This is a genomic window from Paracoccus binzhouensis, assembly GCF_016446475.1.
Taxonomy (GTDB): Bacteria; Pseudomonadota; Alphaproteobacteria; order Rhodobacterales; family Rhodobacteraceae; genus Paracoccus; species Paracoccus binzhouensis.
This window is the reverse complement of sequence record NZ_JAEHFP010000003.1, coordinates 25,191-42,697: the sequence shown is the minus strand read 5'-3', so window position 1 is coordinate 42,697 and position 17,507 is coordinate 25,191. Positions and strand designations below refer to the sequence as shown.

General features: G+C 69.3%; 18 protein-coding genes. 8 read left to right on the top strand and 10 right to left on the bottom strand.

The features are described 5' to 3' along the window. Window positions 1-128 precede the first annotated feature (128 nt). The gene (locus I9P22_RS02105; protein ID WP_199257752.1) at window positions 129-1,034 is read right to left on the bottom strand and encodes a LysR family transcriptional regulator; all 906 of its coding nucleotides are present in this window, start codon (window positions 1,032-1,034) and stop codon (window positions 129-131) included. Between the two features lie 183 nt (window positions 1,035-1,217). Between I9P22_RS02105 and I9P22_RS02100 the strand changes: the two genes are divergently transcribed. Genes I9P22_RS02100 through I9P22_RS02075 form a run of 6 tightly spaced genes read left to right on the top strand, consistent with a single transcriptional unit; the run spans window position 1,218 to window position 7,428 of the window. Continuing rightward, window positions 1,218-2,417: an ABC transporter substrate-binding protein gene (locus I9P22_RS02100; RefSeq protein ID WP_199257751.1), complete on the top strand. Its 1,200-nt coding sequence runs from the start codon at window positions 1,218-1,220 to the stop codon at window positions 2,415-2,417. Next, window positions 2,417-3,193: an ABC transporter ATP-binding protein gene (locus I9P22_RS02095; protein WP_199257750.1), complete on the top strand. Its 777-nt coding sequence runs from the start codon at window positions 2,417-2,419 to the stop codon at window positions 3,191-3,193. Before I9P22_RS02100 ends, I9P22_RS02095 begins: the two co-directional genes overlap by 1 nt. Then, window positions 3,190-3,891 (top strand): ABC transporter ATP-binding protein, encoded by a 702-nt coding sequence (locus tag I9P22_RS02090; protein WP_199257749.1) that lies wholly within the window; start codon window positions 3,190-3,192, stop codon window positions 3,889-3,891. The genes I9P22_RS02095 and I9P22_RS02090 overlap by 4 nt, the downstream gene beginning before the upstream one ends. Before the next feature lies 1 nt (window position 3,892). Then, window positions 3,893-4,780 (top strand): branched-chain amino acid ABC transporter permease, encoded by an 888-nt coding sequence (locus I9P22_RS02085; protein WP_199257748.1) that lies wholly within the window; start codon window positions 3,893-3,895, stop codon window positions 4,778-4,780. A gap of 1 nt (window position 4,781) precedes the next feature. Further along, on the top strand, window positions 4,782-5,783 hold the full coding sequence (locus I9P22_RS02080; protein ID WP_199257747.1) for a branched-chain amino acid ABC transporter permease: 1,002 nt from the start codon (window positions 4,782-4,784) through the stop codon (window positions 5,781-5,783). Window positions 5,784-5,829: 46 nt separating this feature from the next. After that, window positions 5,830-7,428 carry a GMC family oxidoreductase gene (locus tag I9P22_RS02075; RefSeq protein WP_199257807.1) on the top strand — a complete coding sequence of 533 codons (1,599 nt, stop codon included), beginning with the start codon at window positions 5,830-5,832 and terminating at the stop codon, window positions 7,426-7,428. An 87-nt stretch (window positions 7,429-7,515) separates the two neighbouring features. On the opposite strand, the gene I9P22_RS02070 is transcribed toward I9P22_RS02075, so the two are convergent. The 6 genes from I9P22_RS02070 to pcaD all read right to left on the bottom strand — a co-directional run bounded on the left by I9P22_RS02070 (window position 7,516) and on the right by pcaD (window position 12,264). Beyond that, window positions 7,516-8,829 carry a lyase family protein gene (locus tag I9P22_RS02070; RefSeq protein WP_199257746.1) on the bottom strand — a complete coding sequence of 438 codons (1,314 nt, stop codon included), beginning with the start codon at window positions 8,827-8,829 and terminating at the stop codon, window positions 7,516-7,518. Between the two features lie 84 nt (window positions 8,830-8,913). Next, window positions 8,914-9,762 (bottom strand): BKACE family enzyme, encoded by an 849-nt coding sequence (locus tag I9P22_RS02065; protein WP_199257745.1) that lies wholly within the window; start codon window positions 9,760-9,762, stop codon window positions 8,914-8,916. Window positions 9,763-9,768: 6 nt separating this feature from the next. Further along, window positions 9,769-10,374 (bottom strand): protocatechuate 3,4-dioxygenase subunit alpha, encoded by a 606-nt coding sequence (gene pcaG / locus I9P22_RS02060; RefSeq protein WP_199257744.1) that lies wholly within the window; start codon window positions 10,372-10,374, stop codon window positions 9,769-9,771. Then, on the bottom strand, window positions 10,374-11,111 hold the full coding sequence (pcaH, locus tag I9P22_RS02055) for a protocatechuate 3,4-dioxygenase subunit beta (RefSeq protein ID WP_199257743.1): 738 nt from the start codon (window positions 11,109-11,111) through the stop codon (window positions 10,374-10,376). Before pcaH ends, pcaG begins: the two co-directional genes overlap by 1 nt. Further along, window positions 11,108-11,488 carry a 4-carboxymuconolactone decarboxylase gene (pcaC, locus tag I9P22_RS02050; RefSeq protein ID WP_199257742.1) on the bottom strand — a complete coding sequence of 127 codons (381 nt, stop codon included), beginning with the start codon at window positions 11,486-11,488 and terminating at the stop codon, window positions 11,108-11,110. Before pcaC ends, pcaH begins: the two co-directional genes overlap by 4 nt. After that, window positions 11,485-12,264 (bottom strand): 3-oxoadipate enol-lactonase, encoded by a 780-nt coding sequence (gene pcaD / locus I9P22_RS02045; RefSeq protein WP_199257741.1) that lies wholly within the window; start codon window positions 12,262-12,264, stop codon window positions 11,485-11,487. Before pcaD ends, pcaC begins: the two co-directional genes overlap by 4 nt. A 66-nt stretch (window positions 12,265-12,330) precedes the next feature. Here pcaD and I9P22_RS02040 point away from each other — a divergent pair, with 66 nt between their 5' ends. Next, complete coding sequence (locus I9P22_RS02040; RefSeq protein WP_199257740.1) at window positions 12,331-13,245, top strand: LysR substrate-binding domain-containing protein; 915 nt, start codon at window positions 12,331-12,333, stop codon at window positions 13,243-13,245. Between the two features lie 46 nt (window positions 13,246-13,291). Here I9P22_RS02040 and I9P22_RS02035 read toward each other — a convergent pair whose 3' ends face one another. From I9P22_RS02035 to I9P22_RS02025, 3 genes are all read right to left on the bottom strand, one after another. After that, on the bottom strand, window positions 13,292-13,981 hold the full coding sequence (locus I9P22_RS02035; protein WP_199257739.1) for a fumarylacetoacetate hydrolase family protein: 690 nt from the start codon (window positions 13,979-13,981) through the stop codon (window positions 13,292-13,294). A gap of 126 nt (window positions 13,982-14,107) precedes the next feature. Beyond that, a complete protein-coding gene (locus tag I9P22_RS02030; protein ID WP_233253147.1) occupies window positions 14,108-15,520 on the bottom strand; it encodes a sensor histidine kinase in 1,413 nt (470 codons plus the stop codon). Then, window positions 15,517-16,188, bottom strand: coding sequence for a response regulator (locus tag I9P22_RS02025; RefSeq protein WP_199257738.1), 672 nt, complete (start codon window positions 16,186-16,188; stop codon window positions 15,517-15,519). The genes I9P22_RS02030 and I9P22_RS02025 overlap by 4 nt, the downstream gene beginning before the upstream one ends. A 109-nt stretch (window positions 16,189-16,297) precedes the next feature. Between I9P22_RS02025 and I9P22_RS02020 the strand changes: the two genes are divergently transcribed. Beyond that, a complete protein-coding gene (locus tag I9P22_RS02020) occupies window positions 16,298-17,383 on the top strand; it encodes an ABC transporter substrate-binding protein (RefSeq protein ID WP_199257737.1) in 1,086 nt (361 codons plus the stop codon). The last annotated feature ends 124 nt before the right edge of the window (window positions 17,384-17,507 follow it).

The window sequence follows — 17,507 nt, the reverse complement described above, 5'->3', positions numbered from 1 at the left end:
CCGCAACAACATGAAAATACTGCATGGATTCCCAAATCCGGCAAAATGTTCCGCCATGCGCCGATAAATACATATTTATCAGCATCTTGAAACAACAATCTGCAATTCTTCGAGCACCCTGCCGGCCATCACTCCGGCAGCCGCAAGGCCAGTTCCTCGCCCCGCGCCCGCAGGCTGGCGGCCAGAAAGGCGATGACCTGCCCCGCCCATTGCATCATCCGCACGTCGCGGTGGCAGGTCAGCCAATAGGTCCGCGTCAGCCGCACCTGGTCGGGCAGCACGATCTGCAGTTCGGGATATTTCCGGGCGATGTAATGCGGCAGCACGCCAATCCCCAGCCCGTTGCGAACCGCCGCGAGCTGGTTGAAGATGCTGGAACTTTTCACTGTCGCCCGCAGCGAGGGATGCACCTCGCCCAGATAGTCGAGGCCGGGCGCGAAGATCATCTCCTCGATATAGCCGATGATGCGGTGCGGGCGCAGGTCCGCGGGGGCCTGGACCGGCGGCATGGCCCGCAGATAGTCGCGCGTCGCGTAAAGATGCAGGGTGTAATCCGCCAGCCGTTCCGAGCGGTAGGGCCCGTTGGTCACCGGGTCCAGGGTGATCCAGATATCCGCCTCGCGCCGGGACAGCGACAGCACCTGCGGCATGGTGATCAGCTCGGGCGAGAGCAGCGGGAACCGCGCCAGGAACTCGGGCAGCAGATGAGTCGAGAACAGGCTGGCGAACCCCTCGGGCATCGCCAGCCGCAGCGAGCGGACCTGCCCGGCCGCGGCACCGCGGTCCAGCGGGATCTGGCTGGCCGCCTCCTCCATGCGCTCGGCGGTCTCGAGCAGCCGCAGGCTGGCGGCGGTGGGTTCGTAGCCGCGGGGATTGCGCTCGAACAGCCGGGTGTTCAGCGCCTGTTCCAGCCGGTCGATGCGCCGCGAGACGGTGACATGCGAGGTGCCCAGCAGCCGCGCGGCGCGCGACAGCTGCCGCTCGCGCATCACCGCCAGGAAGAATTGCAGGTCGTCCCAGTCGAGATTGGCCATCTGTTCAGAAATGCACAGGATCTGTATGAAATTAAACTTCTCTGAACGCTTGTGTCAAAGCCGATTCCGCTGCATCGTTCCGTCAGGGAGGCGGCCGACATGAAGGCGGCCCCCATGTGAGAAAGCGTCCCGAACCGGCAGGCAAGACGAACCGCCGGAAGGGACTATCCTGGGGAGGAAAACGTGCGAAACATTCTGCTCACGACCGCTGCGGTCGGCCTTGCCGCCACGCCCGCCTTGGCCGAGATCTCGGACGGGGTGGTCAAGATCGGCATCCTGAACGACCAGTCCGGGGTCTATGCCGATTTCGGCGGCAAGTATTCCTATGAGGCCGCGCGGATGGCGGTCGAGGATTTCGGCGGCAAGGTGCTGGACGCGCCGATCGAGGTCGTCACCGCCGACCACCAGAACAAGCCCGACATCGCCTCGAATATCGCCCGGCAATGGTATGACACCGAGCAGGTCGATTCGATCATGGAGCTGACCACCTCCTCGGTGGCGCTGGCGGTGCAGGCGCTGAGCAAGGAAAAGAACAAGGTCACCATCACCACCGGCGCGGCCACGACCGAGCTGACCGGCGCGCAATGCTCGCCGCTGGGTTTCCACTGGGCCTATGACACCCATGCGCTGGCCGTGGGCACCGGCGGCGCGCTGGTCGAGGCCGGCGGCGACAGCTGGTTCTTCCTGACCGCCGACTATGCCTTCGGCTATTCGCTGGAGGAGCAGACCGCGAATTTCGTCAAGGAAAAGGGCGGTCAGGTGGTGGGCTCGGTCCGCCACCCGCTGGCGACGACGGATTATTCCTCGTTCCTGCTGCAGGCGCAAAGCTCGGGCGCCAAGGTGATCGGCCTGGCCAATGCCGGCATGGATACGCAGAACGCCATCAAGCAGGCGTCCGAGTTCGGCATCACCCAGGGCGGGCAGAAGCTGGCCGCGCTGCTCTTCACCATTGCCGAGGTGCACGGGCTCGGGCTCGATGCCGCGCAGGGGCTGAACCTGACGGAAAGCTTCTACTGGAACCGCACCCCGGAATCGGCCGAGTTCGGCAAGCGCTTCAAGGAACGCACCGGCGTCATGCCGAACATGGTCCATGCCGGCACCTATTCGGCCGTCACCCAGTATCTGAAGGCCATCGAAGCCGCCGGCACCGACGAGACCGAGGCCGTCGCCGCCAAGCTGCACGAACTGCCGGTAAGCGATGTCTTCACCCAGAACGGCAAGGTCGCGGCCAACGGCCGGATGATCTCGGACGTCTATCTCATGGAGGTCAAGAAGCCCGACGAGGTGACCGAGGACTGGGACTATTACAAGGTCGTCGCCACCATTCCGGGCGATCAGGCCTATCTGGACCCGGCTGAAAGCGGCTGCCCGCTGGTCAAGTGATGGCGGCGTCCCTGGCAACGCAGGCCGAGCCGCGGGTGGTGCTATCCGCCCGCGGCCTGGGCAAGGATTTCGCGGGTTTCACGGCGGTGAACAACGTGGATCTGGACGTGGAGCACGCCCGCATCCACGCCCTGATCGGGCCGAATGGCGCGGGCAAGACCACGGTCTTCAACCTCTTGACCAAGTTCCTGCAGCCGACGCGGGGCCAGATCACGCTGTTGGGCCAGGACATCACGCGCACGCCGCCCGACAAGGTGGCGCGCATGGGGCTGGTGCGCAGCTTCCAGATCTCGGCCGTCTTCCCGCACCTGACCGTGCGCGAGAACGTCAAGGTCGCCCTGCAGCGCCCCGCCGGGCTGGCGGTGCAGTTCTGGCTGCCACTCTCGTCGCTCGACCGGCTGGACGCGCGGGCCGATCAGCTGATCGAGCAACTGGGCCTGGCGCCGTATCGCGACCACCGCGCCGCCGACCTGTCCTATGGCAGGAAGCGCGTCTTGGAGATCGCCACCACGCTGGCACTGGACCCCGAGGTGCTGCTCTTGGACGAGCCGATGGCCGGCATGGGCCAGGAGGACGTGGCCATGGTCGCGGGCATCATCCGCGACCTCGCCACCGAGCGCGCCGTGCTGATGGTCGAGCACAACCTGAGCGTCGTGGCCGATATCTGCCACCACGTCACCGTGCTGCAGCGCGGCGAGATCATCGCGGCGGGCGACTATGCCACCGTCTCGGCCGATCCGCGCGTGCGCAGCGCCTATATGGGGTCCGAGGCATGAGCGCGCTTCTGTCCGTCGAGAACCTGCAGGCCTGGTATGGCGAAAGCCATGTCCTGCACGGCGTGAACCTGACCGTCGCCGAGGGCGAGACCATCTGCATCCTGGGCCGCAACGGCATGGGCAAGACCACCACCCTGCGCAGCATCATGGGCATCCTGCGCAAGCGCACGGGCCGGATCGAATTCGCCGGGCGCGACATGATGGCGCTGCCCCTGCACCAGACCGCCCGCGCCGGCCTGGGCTTCGTCCCCGAGGAGCGCGGCATCTTCGCCAGCCTCTCGGTCGAGGAGAACCTGATGCTGCCGCCCAGGGTCGCCCCGGGCGGCATGTCGGTCGAGGAGATCTATGCGCTGTTCCCGAACCTGCAGGAACGCCGCAATTCGCAGGGCACCAAGCTGTCGGGGGGCGAGCAGCAGATGCTGGCCATGGCGCGCATCCTGCGCACCGGGGCGCGCTGCCTTTTGCTCGACGAGCCGACCGAGGGGCTGGCGCCGGTCATCATCCAGGCCATCGGCGAGGTGCTGCAGAAGCTGAAGGGCCGCGGCATGACCGTGGTGCTGGTCGAGCAGAACTTCCGCTTCGCCGCCAAGGTCGCCGACCGCTTCTACCTGATGGACCACGGCCGGATGACGGCGGAATTCCCCGTGGCCGACCTGCCGCAGCAGATGGACCTGCTGCATCGCGAACTGGGGGTGTGAGATGACCATGATCTTCGGCATTCCCGTCCAGGCGCTGATGGGGCAGCTGCTGGTCGGGCTGATCAACGGCTCGTTCTATGCGCTCTTGTCCCTGGGCCTCGCCATCATCTTCGGCCTGCTGCGCGTCATCAACTTCGCGCATGGCGCGCAATACATGCTGGGCGCCTTCGCGGCGCTGCTGCTTCTGAACTGGGGCGGCATCAACTACTGGCTGGCGCTGATCCTTGCGCCGCTGATCGTCGGGCTGATGGCCGCCGTGGTCGAGAAGACCATGCTGTCGCGGCTTTACAAGCTCGACCATCTCTACGGCCTGCTGTTCACCTTCGGCCTGGCCCTGGCGATCGAGGGAACGTTCCGCTATTTCTTCGGCGCCTCGGGCAAGCCCTATGCGCCGCCCGCGCAGTTGACCGGCGCGGTGAACCTGGGCTTCATGTTCCTGCCAATCTATCGCGGCTGGGTGGTCATCGCCTCGCTGGCGGTCTGCATCGCGGTCTGGCTGCTGATCGAGAAGACCAAGCTCGGCGCCTATCTGCGCGCCGCGACCGAGAACCCGGTGCTGGTTCAGGCCTTCGGCGTCAACGTGCCCCTGCTCCTGACCCTGACCTATGCGCTCGGCGCCGGGCTTGCCGGTTTCGCCGGGGTGCTGGCAGCGCCGGTCTATCAGGTCAGCCCGCTGATGGGCTCGAACCTGATCATCATCGTCTTCGCCGTGGTGGTGGTCGGCGGCATGGGCTCGATCCTCGGCGCCATCGTCACCGGCTATCTGCTGGGCGTGGTCGAGGGGCTGACCAAGGTCTTCTACCCCGAGGCCTCGAACATCGTGATCTTCGTCATCATGGCGATCGTCCTGATCCTGCGGCCCGCGGGCCTTTTCGGAAAGGATGCCTGACATGGCCGCAAAATCCGAAACCGTCGCTTCGGAGGACCATGTCACGGCCCATCCCCGCGCCGGGCAGGTCCAGCTGGTGCTGGTCGCCCTCGCCCTGGCCGGGCTGCTGGTGGCGCCGATGTTCCTCTATCCGATCTTCCTGATGAAGCTGCTGGCCTTCGCGCTCTTCGCCTCGGCCTTCAACCTGCTCTTGGGCTATACCGGGCTTCTGTCCTTCGGCCATGCCACCTTCTTCGGCGGGGCGGCCTATTTCACCGCCCATGCGGTCAAGGTCTGGGGCTGGTCGCCCGAGGCGGGCATCCTGCTGGGCGTCGCCGGCGCCGCCCTGCTGGGGCTGGTGATGGGCGCCATCGCCATCCGCCGCCAGGGCATCTATTTCGCCATGATCACCCTGGCCTTGTCGCAGATGTTCTTCTTCTTCTGCCTGCAGGCCCCCTTCACCCATGGCGAGGACGGCATCCAGTCTGTGCCGCGCGGGCATCTCTTCGGGCTGATCGACCTGAACCGGCCGATGAACATGTATTACTTCGTGCTGGCGGTCTTTGTCCTGGGTCTGCTGATCATCCGGCGCTTCGTGAACTCGCCCTTCGGCATGATCCTGAAGTCGATCCGGGAAAACGAGCAACGCGCGATCTCGCTGGGCTATTCGGTGCAGCGCTACAAGCTGGGCGCCTTCGTGATGTCGGCGGCGCTGGCCGGGCTCGCCGGCGGGGTCAAGGCGCTGATCTTCCAGTTCGCGACGCTGACCGACGTGACCTGGCAGATGTCGGGCGAGGTGATCCTGATGACGCTGCTGGGCGGCATCGGCACGCTCCTGGGCCCCATCGTCGGCGCCGGCCTGGTGGTCACCTTGCAGAACTACCTCGCCACCTCCGACTTCCCCGTCACCATCATCACCGGCGTCGTCTTCATGGTCTGCGTCCTGCTGTTCCGCAGAGGCCTGGTGGGCGAGTTCTTCGCAACAAAAATCGGCAGAAGGCTCGGGTTCAGGGCGGAATCGTGATGTCGCGGCCCTCGCCCGCCAGCGGAGGCCCTGCATGGAGTATCCGATGGAAAGCTATGACTACATCGTGATCGGCGCGGGCAGCGCCGGCTGCGTGCTGGCCAACCGCCTCAGCGCCGATCCCGGCACCCGCGTGCTGTTGCTGGAGGCCGGGGGGCGCGACAATTACCACTGGATCCATATCCCGGTCGGCTATCTCTACTGCATCGGCAACCCGCGCACCGACTGGGGCTTCCGCACCCAGCCCGAGCCGGGGCTGAACGGCCGCGCGCTGCTTTATCCGCGCGGGCGGGTGCTGGGCGGCTGCTCCTCGATCAACGGCATGATCTACATGCGCGGCCAGGCGGCGGATTACGACCATTGGCGCCAGCTGGGCTGCACCGGCTGGGGCTGGGACGACGTGCTGCCGCTGTTCAAGGCGCAAGAGGACCATTATCGCGGCGGCGACGCCATGCACGGCGCCGGCGGCGAGCTGCGGGTGGAAACCGCGCGGGTCCGCTGGGCTGTGCTCGACGCTTTCATGGACGCGGCCGAGCAGGCCGGCATCCCGCGCACGGACGACTTCAACCGCGGCGACAATGAAGGCGGCGGCTATTTCGACGTGACCCAGAAAGCCGGCTGGCGCTGGAGCGCCGCCCGCGCCTTCCTGGGCCCAGTGAAAAACCGCCCCAACCTGCGCATCCTGACCGGCGCCGAGGTCGAGCGGCTGGTGATCGAGGCGGGCGAGGTCGCGGGCGTCGTCTTTCACCATCAGGGCCAGCGCCGCGAGGTCCGCGCCTTGCGCGAGACGGTGCTGGCGGCGGGCTCCATCGGCTCGGTGCAGATCCTCGAACAGTCCGGCGTCGGGCGCGGCGAGGTGCTTCAGGCCGCCGGCATCGCCCCGCAGGTCGAGGTCCCGTCCCTGGGCGAGAACCTGCAGGACCATCTGCAATTGCGACTGGTCTACAAGGTCCGCGGCGTGCCGACGCTGAACGAGAAGGCCTCGCATCTGCTGGGCAAGGCGGCGATCGGGCTGGAATATCTGCTGAAACGCTCGGGACCGATGTCGATGGCGCCGAGCCAGCTGGGCATCTTTACCCGATCCGGGCCGGACAAGGCGACGCCGGACCTGGAATTCCACGTCCAGCCGGTCAGCCTGGACAAGTTCGGCGACCCGGTGCATCCCTTCCCGGCCATGACCGCCTCGGTCTGCAACCTGCGGCCGGAAAGCCGCGGCTCGGTCCATGTCGCCGGGCCGGATTTCCGCGCCCATCCCGCGATCCGGCCGAACTACCTTTCGGCCGAGGCCGACCGCGAGGTGGCGGTGCGCGCCATCCGCCTGGCGCGCAAGATCGCCGCGCAGCCGGCCTTCAACCGCTTCGACCCCGAGGAATATGTCCCCGGCATCGCCTTCCAGACCGACGAAGACCTGGTCAAGGCGGCCGGCGCGGTCGGCACCACCATCTTCCACCCGGTCGGCACCTGCCGCATGGGCGCCGATGACGGCGCGGTGGTCGATCCCCGGCTGCGGATGCGGGCGCTTGGCCGGCTGCGCATCGCCGACGCCTCGGTCATGCCGACGATCACCAGCGGCAATACCAACGCCCCGGTGATGATGATCGCCGAAAAGGCGGCGCGGATGATGCTGGAGGATGCCCGGGGCTGAAGCCCCTGCCCCGCCTCGTGCCATCGCAGGTGGCCGGCAGGTGCGGTGTGCGCCGGGGCGCGAGGCCCCCTTTTTCCGATCCGGGGATCACGCCAGCGCGGCCGCGGCGAAGGCGCGGGCCTCGGCGGGGGCGGTGCCGAGGCCACCCGCCGCCGAGAGATCCAGATCCGGGAAATCGCGGTTGACCAGGCCCGGCAAGGGCGTGCCCGTCGCCAAGGCCTCCTTGCACAGCGCCTTGATCCTTGCCTGCGCCTCGGGGCGCGGCATGTGGCGGGCCAGGGCGAAGGTGAAGGCCTCGGCATGGATCAGCCCGCAGCCGCCCTCGAGCCCGCGCGCCATGGCCGCGGCATCGGGGGTGATGCGTCCCGCCAGGTCCAGCGCCAGCGCGATGCCGCGCCCGGTCGAGATGCAAAGCTGCGGCAGGGTCAGCCACTCGACGAACCAGGCGGCGCCGTCGCGCTGCTGGCGGTGGATGCCGGCGGCCTGGATGGCCGCGGCCAGCGCCGCCGCCTGCCGGGCCAGCGCCACCAGGACCGAGGGGCCGACCGGGTTCTGCTTCTGCGGCATGGTCGAGGAACCGCCCGCGCCTTGCAGCCGGATCTCGTCGATGCCGGACTGGCTCATCAGGATGAGATCCTCGCCCATCTTGCCGAGGCTGGCGGCCAGTCCCGCCATCCAGGCGGCGAAACCGCCGATGCGGTCGCGTTCGGCATGCCAGCCATGGCCCGGATCGGCCAGTTCCAGCGCCTCGGCCAGCGCGGCGCGGACGGCGGGCCCCTCGGGACCCATGGCCGACAGCGTGCCCGCGGCGCCGCCCAGCGAGACGGTGGCGATCCCGGCGCGGATCTCGTCCAGCCGCCGGCGGTGGCGGATCAGCGGATGGCCCCAGCCGGCGACCACGGCGCCGAAGCTGGTGGGCGTCGCCGCCTGGCCATAGGTGCGCGCCGCCATGGGCAGATCGGCATGGTCGCCCGCCAGCCGGCCAAGGGCGCGGACCAGATCCCGCAGCCGCTCGTCCCAGATCTGGGTCGCGCGGCGCAACCGCAGGGCCAGCCCGGTTTCCATGATGTCCTGGCTGGTGGCGCCCCAATGCAGGTATTGCGCATGGTCGGGCGCCTGCATCGCCTTGCGGAAGGCGGCGACCAGCGCCGGAACCGGCACGCCGTTGGTCGCGGTCTCGGCGGCCAGCGCGGCGGGGTCGATCTGCACCTCGCGCGCGGCGCGGTCGATGAAGGCGGCGGCGGTTTCCGGGATCAGGCCCAGCCGGCCCTGCACGCGGGCCAACGCGCCCTCGACCAGCAGCATGGCGCGGATCTCGGCGCTGTCGGTGAACAGCGCGGCGGTGGCCTCGTCCGAGAACAGGCTGCGATAGATGGCGCTGTCGGCGAGTGCGGCGGGCATCGGCGGATCCTTTTGTCGGGGTGGCGCCGGGGGCTGTCTGCCCCCGGACCCCCGAGGGTATTGGGGAAACGGAAAGACGGGCGGTCAGGCGGCGGCGCGCAGGCCGAGGATCTGCCGGGCCTGCTGCACCGTCGCCACGGGGCGGCCGTATTTCCCGCAGAGGTCGACGGCGCGCTTCACCAGCGCAGCGTTCGAGGGCGCCAGCCGGTCGCGGTCGAGGCGCACATTGTCCTCAAGCCCCGTGCGGGCATGACCGCCGGAGGAGATTGCCCAGTCGTTGAGCAGGATCTGGCTGGCGCCAATGCCCGCCGCGCACCAGGGCACGTCCGCGCCGAAAAGCCGCCGGACGGTGTGGACGTAGTAGTCGAAGACCTCGCGGTCGGCGGGCATGGCGTTCTTCACCCCCATGACGAATTGCACATAGGGGCGGTCCTTGATGCGGCCGTCCCGGTGCATCTGCGCCGCCTGCAGGATATGGCTGAGGTCGAAGGCCTCGATTTCCGGCTTGACGCCGTATTTCAGCATTTCGGCGGCCAGCCAGTCGACCAGGTCCGGCGGGTTCTCGTAGACCCGGGTCGGGAAGTTGTTCGAGCCGACCGAGAGCGAGGCCATGTCGGGCCGCAGCGGCAGCATGCCGCCGCGGGTCCTGCCTGCGCCCGAGCGTCCGCCCGTCGAAAGCTGGACGATCAGGCCGGGGCAGTGCTTCTCGAGCCCTTCCTTGAGCCGCGCGAAGCGTTCCGGGTCGGAGGTCGGCCGGCCCTCGTCGTCGCGGACATGGCAATGGGCGATGCTGGCGCCGGCCTCGAAAGCCTCATGGGTCGACTCGATCTGCTCGGCGACGGTGATCGGCACCGCGGGGTTGTTGTGCTTGGTCGGCAGCGAGCCGGTGATGGCGACGCAGATGATGCAGGGCTTGTCGGACAGATCCAGCATGATGCCTCACAGGTCGAAGAAGACGGTTTCGTTCTCACCCTGCAGGATGATGTCGAAGCGATAGGCCTGCGCGCCGGTCTTGCGGGCGATCAGGGTGCCTATGCGCTCACGATGCTCGATGCGCTGCAGGACCGGGCAGGAGTCATTGTCCTCGTCCTCGAAATAGATCCGGGTCTGCAGGCCGAGATTGATGCCGCGCGCCACGATCCAGAGCGAGATGTGCGGCGCCATCGGCCGGCCGTCATGGAACGGCACCCGGCCCGGCTTGACGGTCCGCAGCGTCCATTCGCCCGAGTCGAAATCGGCGATGATCCGCGCCCAGCCGGTGACGTTCGGATCGGCCGGGCCGCGCGGGTCGTTGCCCGGGAAGATGCCCTCGGCATCGGCCTGCCAGCTTTCGATCAGGGCATCGCGCAGGATCATGCCGGCGCCGTCCCGCACCGTGCCGGTGATGGTGATCTCCTGCCCGCGCGCGCCCGGCCGGATCGGGCTTTCGCCCAGGTCGGCGGGATAGATGCCGGCATTGCCCAGCTTGTTCGGGGTCAGGCCGATATGGACATAGGGGCCGGCGGTCTGCGAGGGGGTTTCCTTGAGATAGTCCAGCCGTTGCATCACATCCCCTCCTTGCGGTTCTCGAAGAACGACTGGCGGCGGCCGCGCAGCACGATGTCGAACTTGTAGGCCAGACAATCCATCGGGATCGCCCGGTTCATGTCAAGCGGCGCGACCAGCGCCTGGATGGCGCGGTCCTGGCCGATGGTGTTGACGATCGGGCATCTGGCGATCAGCGGGTCGCCCTCGAAATACATCTGGGTGATCAGGCGCTGGCCGAAGCCGGTGCCGAAGATCGAGACATGGATATGCATCGGCCGCCAGTTGTTGACGTGGTTCGGCCAGGGATAGGCGCCGGGGCGCACGGTCAGGAATTCGTAGGAACCGTCCTGCGCGGTGACGGTGCGCCCGCAGCCGCCGAAGTTCGGATCGAGCGGCGCCAGGTAGCCGTCCTTCTTGTGGCGGTAGCGGCCGCCGGCATTGGCCTGCCAGATCTCGACCAGCACGTTCGGCACGCCGCGGCCGTTCTCGTCCAGCACCCGGCCGTGCATGATGATGCGTTCGCCGATGGCGGGCTGGCCGGTGAAGTTCACGATCAGGTTGTTGTCCAGCTCGCCCAGCATGTCATGGCCGAAGGCGGGGCCGGTTTCCTCGCTGAGCGTCGAGCCGAGCGCCACCAGCGCCCGATGCGGCGCCCGGGTCATCGAGGTCTTGTAGCCCGGCGTATAGGCCGGCGGGTGCCAGTCGCGGTCGCGGAAGAACAGCGGCCCGCGGTCGATGGAATGGCTGAGGGTCATCGCTTTTCCTCCATTTCGGCGAATGTCTCCTTGGCGATCCTGATGGCGTGGTTCGCGCGCGGCACGCCGGCATAGATGGCGACATGCAGCAGCGCCTCGAGCACGTCCTGGGGCGTGGCGCCGGTATTGGCGGTGGCGCGGATATGCATGGCCAGCTCGTGATCGTTGCCCAGGCCCGCCAGCAGCGCGATGGTCAGCATCGAGCGCTCGCGCGGGCTGATGGTGTCGCGCGACCAGACCGAGCCCCAGGCGGATTCGGTGATCAGGGTCTGGAAGGGCGCGTCGAAGGCGGTCTTGCCGGCCTCGGCCCGGTCCACATGGGCATCGCCCAGCACCCGGCGGCGGGTGGCCATGCCCTGGTCGTAGCGTGTCGTCATCGGGCGATTTCCTGCAGAAAGCGCTTCAAGATTGCGGCGTAAACCTTTGGTTGTTCGACGCAAGGAAGATGGCCGGCATCGGCGATGACATGAAATCCGGCGCCGGGGATCAGCGCGGCGGTCGCCCCGACCAGCTCTGCCGGGGAGGAGCCGTCCCGGTCGCCCGCGATCACCAGCACCGGCAGGCGCAGCGCCCGGGCGCCCTCGGTCAGGTCGGCGGCGGCCAGCGCCTCGCAAGCGGCGACATAGCCGCCGGCCGAGGTGCGCACCACCATGTTGCGCCAGGCGGCAAGCTCGGCTCGGGCGCGGAAGCCGGGCGCGAACCAGCGCTGCATGATCGTGTCGGCGATCGAACCGATCCCGGCCGCGCGGATGGCGGCGATGCGCTCGGCCCAGCTTTCGGCACTGCCCATGCGGACTGCGGTGTTGGACAGCACGGCGGCACGCACCAGATCGGGCCGGCGCGCGGCCAGGCTCTGGGCGATCATGCCCCCGATGGACAGGCCGACCAGCGCCACCGGGCCCAGGCCCAGATGCGCGATCAGCGCCGCCGCATCATCGGCCAGGTCCTCGATGCGGAAGGCCCCGCCCTCGTCGGAGAGGCCGTGGCCGCGCTTGTCGAAGCGGATGGCGCGAATGCCCGGCATCTCGGCCAGCAACGGATCCCACAGGCGCAGATCGGTGCCCAGCGAATTGGCGAAAAGCACCGGCAGCCCATCGGCGGGCCCGTCGATCCGGTAATGCATCGCCCCCCAGGGGCGTATCAGAACTTGCATGGCTATCTCCCTCGATTCATAATCTGGCATAAGGGAAATCGCTTGGATAATGCTAAATGAACCGAAATGAATAATCATGCGGTTATCCATCCGGGGATCAAGCTGCGCCATATCCGCGCCTTTCTAGCTATCGCGGCCGAAGGCGGGCTGTCGCCCGTGGCGCGGGCGCAGGGCATCTCGCAGCCGGCCCTGTCCCGCACCCTGGCCGAGCTGGAGACATTGCTGGGCCAGCCCATGTTCCTGCGCCAGGGCCGCCGGCTGCTGCTGACCGAGGCGGGGGCGCTGTTCCGCCGCCATGCCAGCGCGGCGCTGCAATCGCTCGAGGCCGGGGCGGCGGCCCTGCGGCCCGGCAGCGGCGGCGCGCTGCGCGTCGGCGTGCTGCCGACCGTCGCCACCCGCTTCCTGCCCCAGGTGGTGCTGCGCTTTCACGCCCTGCGCCCCGAGATCCTGCTGGCGGCCGAGACCGGGCCACATTTCCACCTGATGCGGCTTTTGCGCGAAGGCGCGGTCGATCTGGTCGTCGGCCGCCTGCCCGGCGCCGCCGAGATGGCGGGACTGAGCTTCGACCATCTCTACGAGGACGAGATCACCCTGGTCGCCCGCGCCGATCATCCCGCCCGCGCCCTGCCCGCCCCCGAGGCTCTGGCCGCCTCTCCGGTGATCCTGCCGCCGACCACGGCGCTGATCCGGCCGCAGGTCGACGACTACCTGGCCGCAAACGGGCTGTCGGGGCTGCGGCCGCTGATCGAGACCGTCTCGCTGGCTTTGGGGCGCGGCATCTGCCTGGGCTCGGAGGCGCTGTGGTTCATCTCGCGCGGGGTGGTGGTGCACGAGATCGCGCAGGGCGAACTGGTCGAGCTGCCGACCGGCGCGGGCTTCTTGTCGGGCGCGGTCGGCATCACCCAGCGCCAGGAAACCGTCGCGCCTGGCCTGGCGGATTTCGCCCGCATCGCCCGCGACATCGCCCGCGAGCGGGGTTGAGCCGCGCCCCTCGGATCACCCGCCGGCCCGGACCCGGCCACGCCGCTCAGATCACCCGGGTGTGCAGCGGGGCAAGGCCGTCGATCTCGACCACCACCAGCGCGCCGCGGGACAGCGCGCCAACCCCCGCCGGCGTGCCGGTGAAGATCAGGTCGCCCGCCGCCAGGCGGACATGGCGCGACAGGATGGCGACGATCTCGGGCACCGACCAGATCATCTGGGACAGGTCGCCCTGCTGGCGCAGCACGCCATCGACCGTCGAGGCGATGCGGCCATGGTCCGGCGGCCCCGCCAATGCTGCCGCCGGGGTGATCGCCCCGCAGGCGGCGGAATGGTCGAAGCCCTTGGCCATGTCCCAGGGCCGGCCCAGCCGCTTCGCTTCGGCCTGCAGGTCGCGGCGGGTGAAGTCGTTGCCGGCGGCATAGCCCCAGACGTGATCCGGCGCCTGCCCGACCGGGATGTCGCTGCCGCCGTGGCCGAGGGCGACAACCAGCTCGGCCTCGTAATGCAGGTCGGCGGTCAGCGGCGGATAGGGCAGCGGCGCATCGTCGGTCAGCAGCGCATCGGCCGGCTTGGAGAAGAAGAAGGGTGGCTCGCGCTCCGGGTCGTGGCCCATCTCGCGCGCATGGTCGGCATAGTTGCGGCCGACGCAGAAGATGCGGCGCACCGCGAAACGCTCGGCGCGGCCGGCGACGGGAACCGAGGGCGTGACGGGAGCGGGCAGGACATAGGACATGCGCGGGGATCCAGGGCAAGGGACGGTGCAGCGAAACTGCCCGGTTCGGGCGCGCAGGGAAAGGGGGCGCAGGGAAAGAATGCATGCGGCCCCGGCCCAAGCGCGCCGTTGTCGCGGCGCGGGCGGTCAGCCGGCCAGCGGGAAGCGGATCCGCGCGCAAAGCCCGCGCCCGCCTGCGCCCTCGTGCAGGCTCAGCTCGCCGCCGAACAGCCGGGCGATTTCGTCCACGACCGGCAGGCCCAGCCCCATGCCGGGCCCCTGGGTCTGGCCGCGGGCGAAGCGGCCCACGGCGGCGGCGCGGGCCTCGGCGGGGATGCCGGGGCCGTCGTCCTCGACCTCGACCAAGGCCGTGCCCGCCTCGCGCCGCACGCGGATGGTGACCACGGCGCCGCGCCCGGCATGCAGGATTGCGTTCGAAACCAGGTTCTGCAGCGCCTCGCCCAGAAGCAGCGGCTCGGCGCGGATGGGCAGCGGCCCCTGCCCCTCGAAGCCCAGGTCGATGCCGGATTCGGCGGCGGCGGGGATCTGCTCGGCGGCGAGGTCGCGGGCCAGCGCGGCCAGGTCGATGGGCGCCAGGGCCCGCCCGGCCGCCGCATCGACCTTGGCCAGCAGCAGCAACTGCGCCAGGATGCGCTCGGCATGGGCGACGGCGGCATCGCCCTTGGCGGCGGCGGCTTGCGCCTCGACCAGGGTCGGGGCCCGCGCCGCCAGCGCCAGCTGGGTGCGCACCACCGCCAGCGGCGTCCGCAGCTGGTGCCCGGCATTGCCGGTGAAGTTGCGCAGCCCGTCCAGCGCCGATTTCAGCCGCAGCATGAAGCCGTTGATCGTGCCGACCAGCCCGCGCACTTCCGAAGGCACCGGTGTCTCGACCGGGCCCAGGTCGTCGGGGCTGCGGGTGGCGATGGCCTCGCCCAGCCGGTGCAGCGGCCGCAGCGAGACCGTGACCGCGATGCCGACGATCAGCGCCGCGCCCAGCATCATCAACACCAGCCGCAGCGCCGAGCGCATCAGGATGGTGCGGGTCAGTTCCTCGCGCGCGCTGGTGGTCTCGGCCACGGTGACGATGAAGGGCACCTCGTCGATGCCGGTCGAGGCGGCGCGGGCCAGGCTGGCCACCCGCACCGGCTCGCCGCGGAAGCTGCCGTCCGAAAAGGCCGGGTCGCCGCCCGGCACAGCCGCCGCCACCGGCAGGTCGCCATAGCCGGTGACCAGCCGTCCGGGCGGGCCGTCGACGCGATAGAACACCCGGTCCTCGGCCGCCGAGCTGAGCATTTCCAGCGCGCCATAGGGGATCTCGATGGCGATCCGCCCGTCCTCGTCCAGTGAGGCGCGCTCGGCGATCACCAGGGCCGAACCGGCCAGCACCCGGTCCGCCAGCGCCGTCGCCATGCGCTTGGCCTCGCGCCAGGTGTCGAGCAGCGCCAGCGCGCCGAAGACCGCCGTGGCCACCAGCAGCCACAAGAGCAGCCGCCGGCGGATCGAGAAGGGGCGGCCCGGCGGATGCGCGCCGCGATGCGCTGGCTGCAGGCCGGCGCTCAAGGCTCGGCCCGGTCCAGGAAATAGCCGATGCCGCGCGCGGTCCTGACCGTCAGCCCGGCCGGCGCCAGCCGCTTGCGCAGCCGGCTGACATATTGCTCGATGGCATTTGCGGACAGGTCGTCTTCCAGCGAGGTCAGCGATTGCACGATGCTTTCGCGCGGCACCACCTTGCCGGCGCGGGTGATCAGCAGTTCCAGCAGCCCGCGCTCGCGCGCCGGCAGGTCCAGCGGCTGCTCGCCCACCGCGAAGCTGCGGCTGTTCTGGTCGAAGGTCAGCCCGCCGAAGCTGACCGTCGCCGTGCGCAGCCCCGCCTGCCGGCGCAGGAGCGAGCGGATGCGCGCCTCGAACTCGCCGATGTCGAAGGGCTTGATCAGGTAGTCGTCGGCGCCAAGGTCAAGGCCGCGCACCCGCTCCTCGGGCGTGCCGCGCGCGGTCAGGATCATCACCGCGGCCGGGTTGCGCCGCGCCCGCATGGCGCGCAGCACCGAGAGCCCGTCCATCTGAGGCAGGTTCAGGTCCAGAATCACCAGATCGAAGCTTTCCGCCGCCGCCAAGGCCTCGGCCGAGGCGCCGTCATGCACCACGTCCACCGCATAGCCCGACTGGCGCAGCAGCTGCGCAAGCCCTTCGGCCAGCGAAAGATTGTCCTCGACCAGCAAGATGCGCATGACGTCCCCTTCCCGCCGCCAGCCTAGCGGCGCGCGGAGGCCTTGTGAACCGGGGCTTGTGAAGGGGGCGCTTGTGAACGCGGCGCGGCTCGGGCAAGCTGGCCCGATCATGCGCCTGCCCGCCCTTCTGCCAGCAATCGCCCTTGTCCTTGCCGCCGGGGCGAGCCTTGCCGAGACCACGCTTTTCCCGCCCCCATCCGGCCGGACGAGCGAGGAGCTGGTGATCTATTCCTCGCTGGACAGCGACCTGGCCCGGCCGCTGATCGTCGCCTTCCAGCGGACGCATCCCGACCTGGCGGTGCGCTACGAGGACCTGCTGACCGGCGCGCTGCACGACCGCATCGTCGCCGAAAGCCAGACGGCGGGCGAAGGGGCCGGCGGCACGGCCGATTTCGTCTTTTCCTCGGCCATGGACCTGCAGGTCAAGCTGGCGAATGACGGCTTCGCCCGGCCGGTGGTCACGCCCGACACGCCGGACTGGCCGGAATGGGCGAACTGGCGCGACACCGTCTATGCGCTGACCTTCGAGCCGGCGGTCTTCGCCTATCACAAGCCCAGCTTCGCCGGGCAGGAGCCCCCCGCCACCCGCGCCGACCTGATCCGCTGGCTGGCCGAGCACCCGGACGAGGCGCAGGGCCGCATCGGCACCTACGATCCGGCGCGCTCGGGCGTGGGCTACCTGTTCCTGGCCCGCGACCAGGAGCTTTATCCCGGCATCTGGGCGGTGGCCGAAGCGATGGGCCGCGCCGGGGTGCGCCAATACGCCACCACCGGCGCGCTGCTGGAGCGGATCGCCGACGGCCGGCTGGCGCTCGGCTACAACCTGCTCGGCTCCTATGTCACCGACTGGGCGCGGCGGCATCCCGATATCGGGCTGATCCTGCCGCGCGACTTCACCGTCGTCGTCTCGCGCGTAGCGCTGGTGCCCACGGCGGCGCGCAATCCCGAACAGGGCGCGGGCTTCCTGGCCTTCCTGATGTCGCCCGAGGGTCAGGGGCTGCTGTCCAGGACGCTGCGGCTTTCCGCCGTCAGCCTCGAGGTGGCGGGCCAGCCGACGCCGGCGGGCGGCATGCAGGACCTGGCCGGGCTGCGGCTGAAGCCGGTGCCGGTCAGCCCCGGCCTGCTGGCCTATCTGGACCAGGCGACCCGCGCCCGGCTGCTGGCGCGCTGGAACCGCGCGCTGTCGGGCCGCTAGATTTTTTCGCGGCTTTTTCGCGACATGTCAGGTCCGTGACAGGTTTCTGTGCTGAAAAGGGCGCAGGGTCCGGTTTCCGGACTCACGGAGGAGCGCCCGCATTCCGGGAGAGATGCAGGCCGCA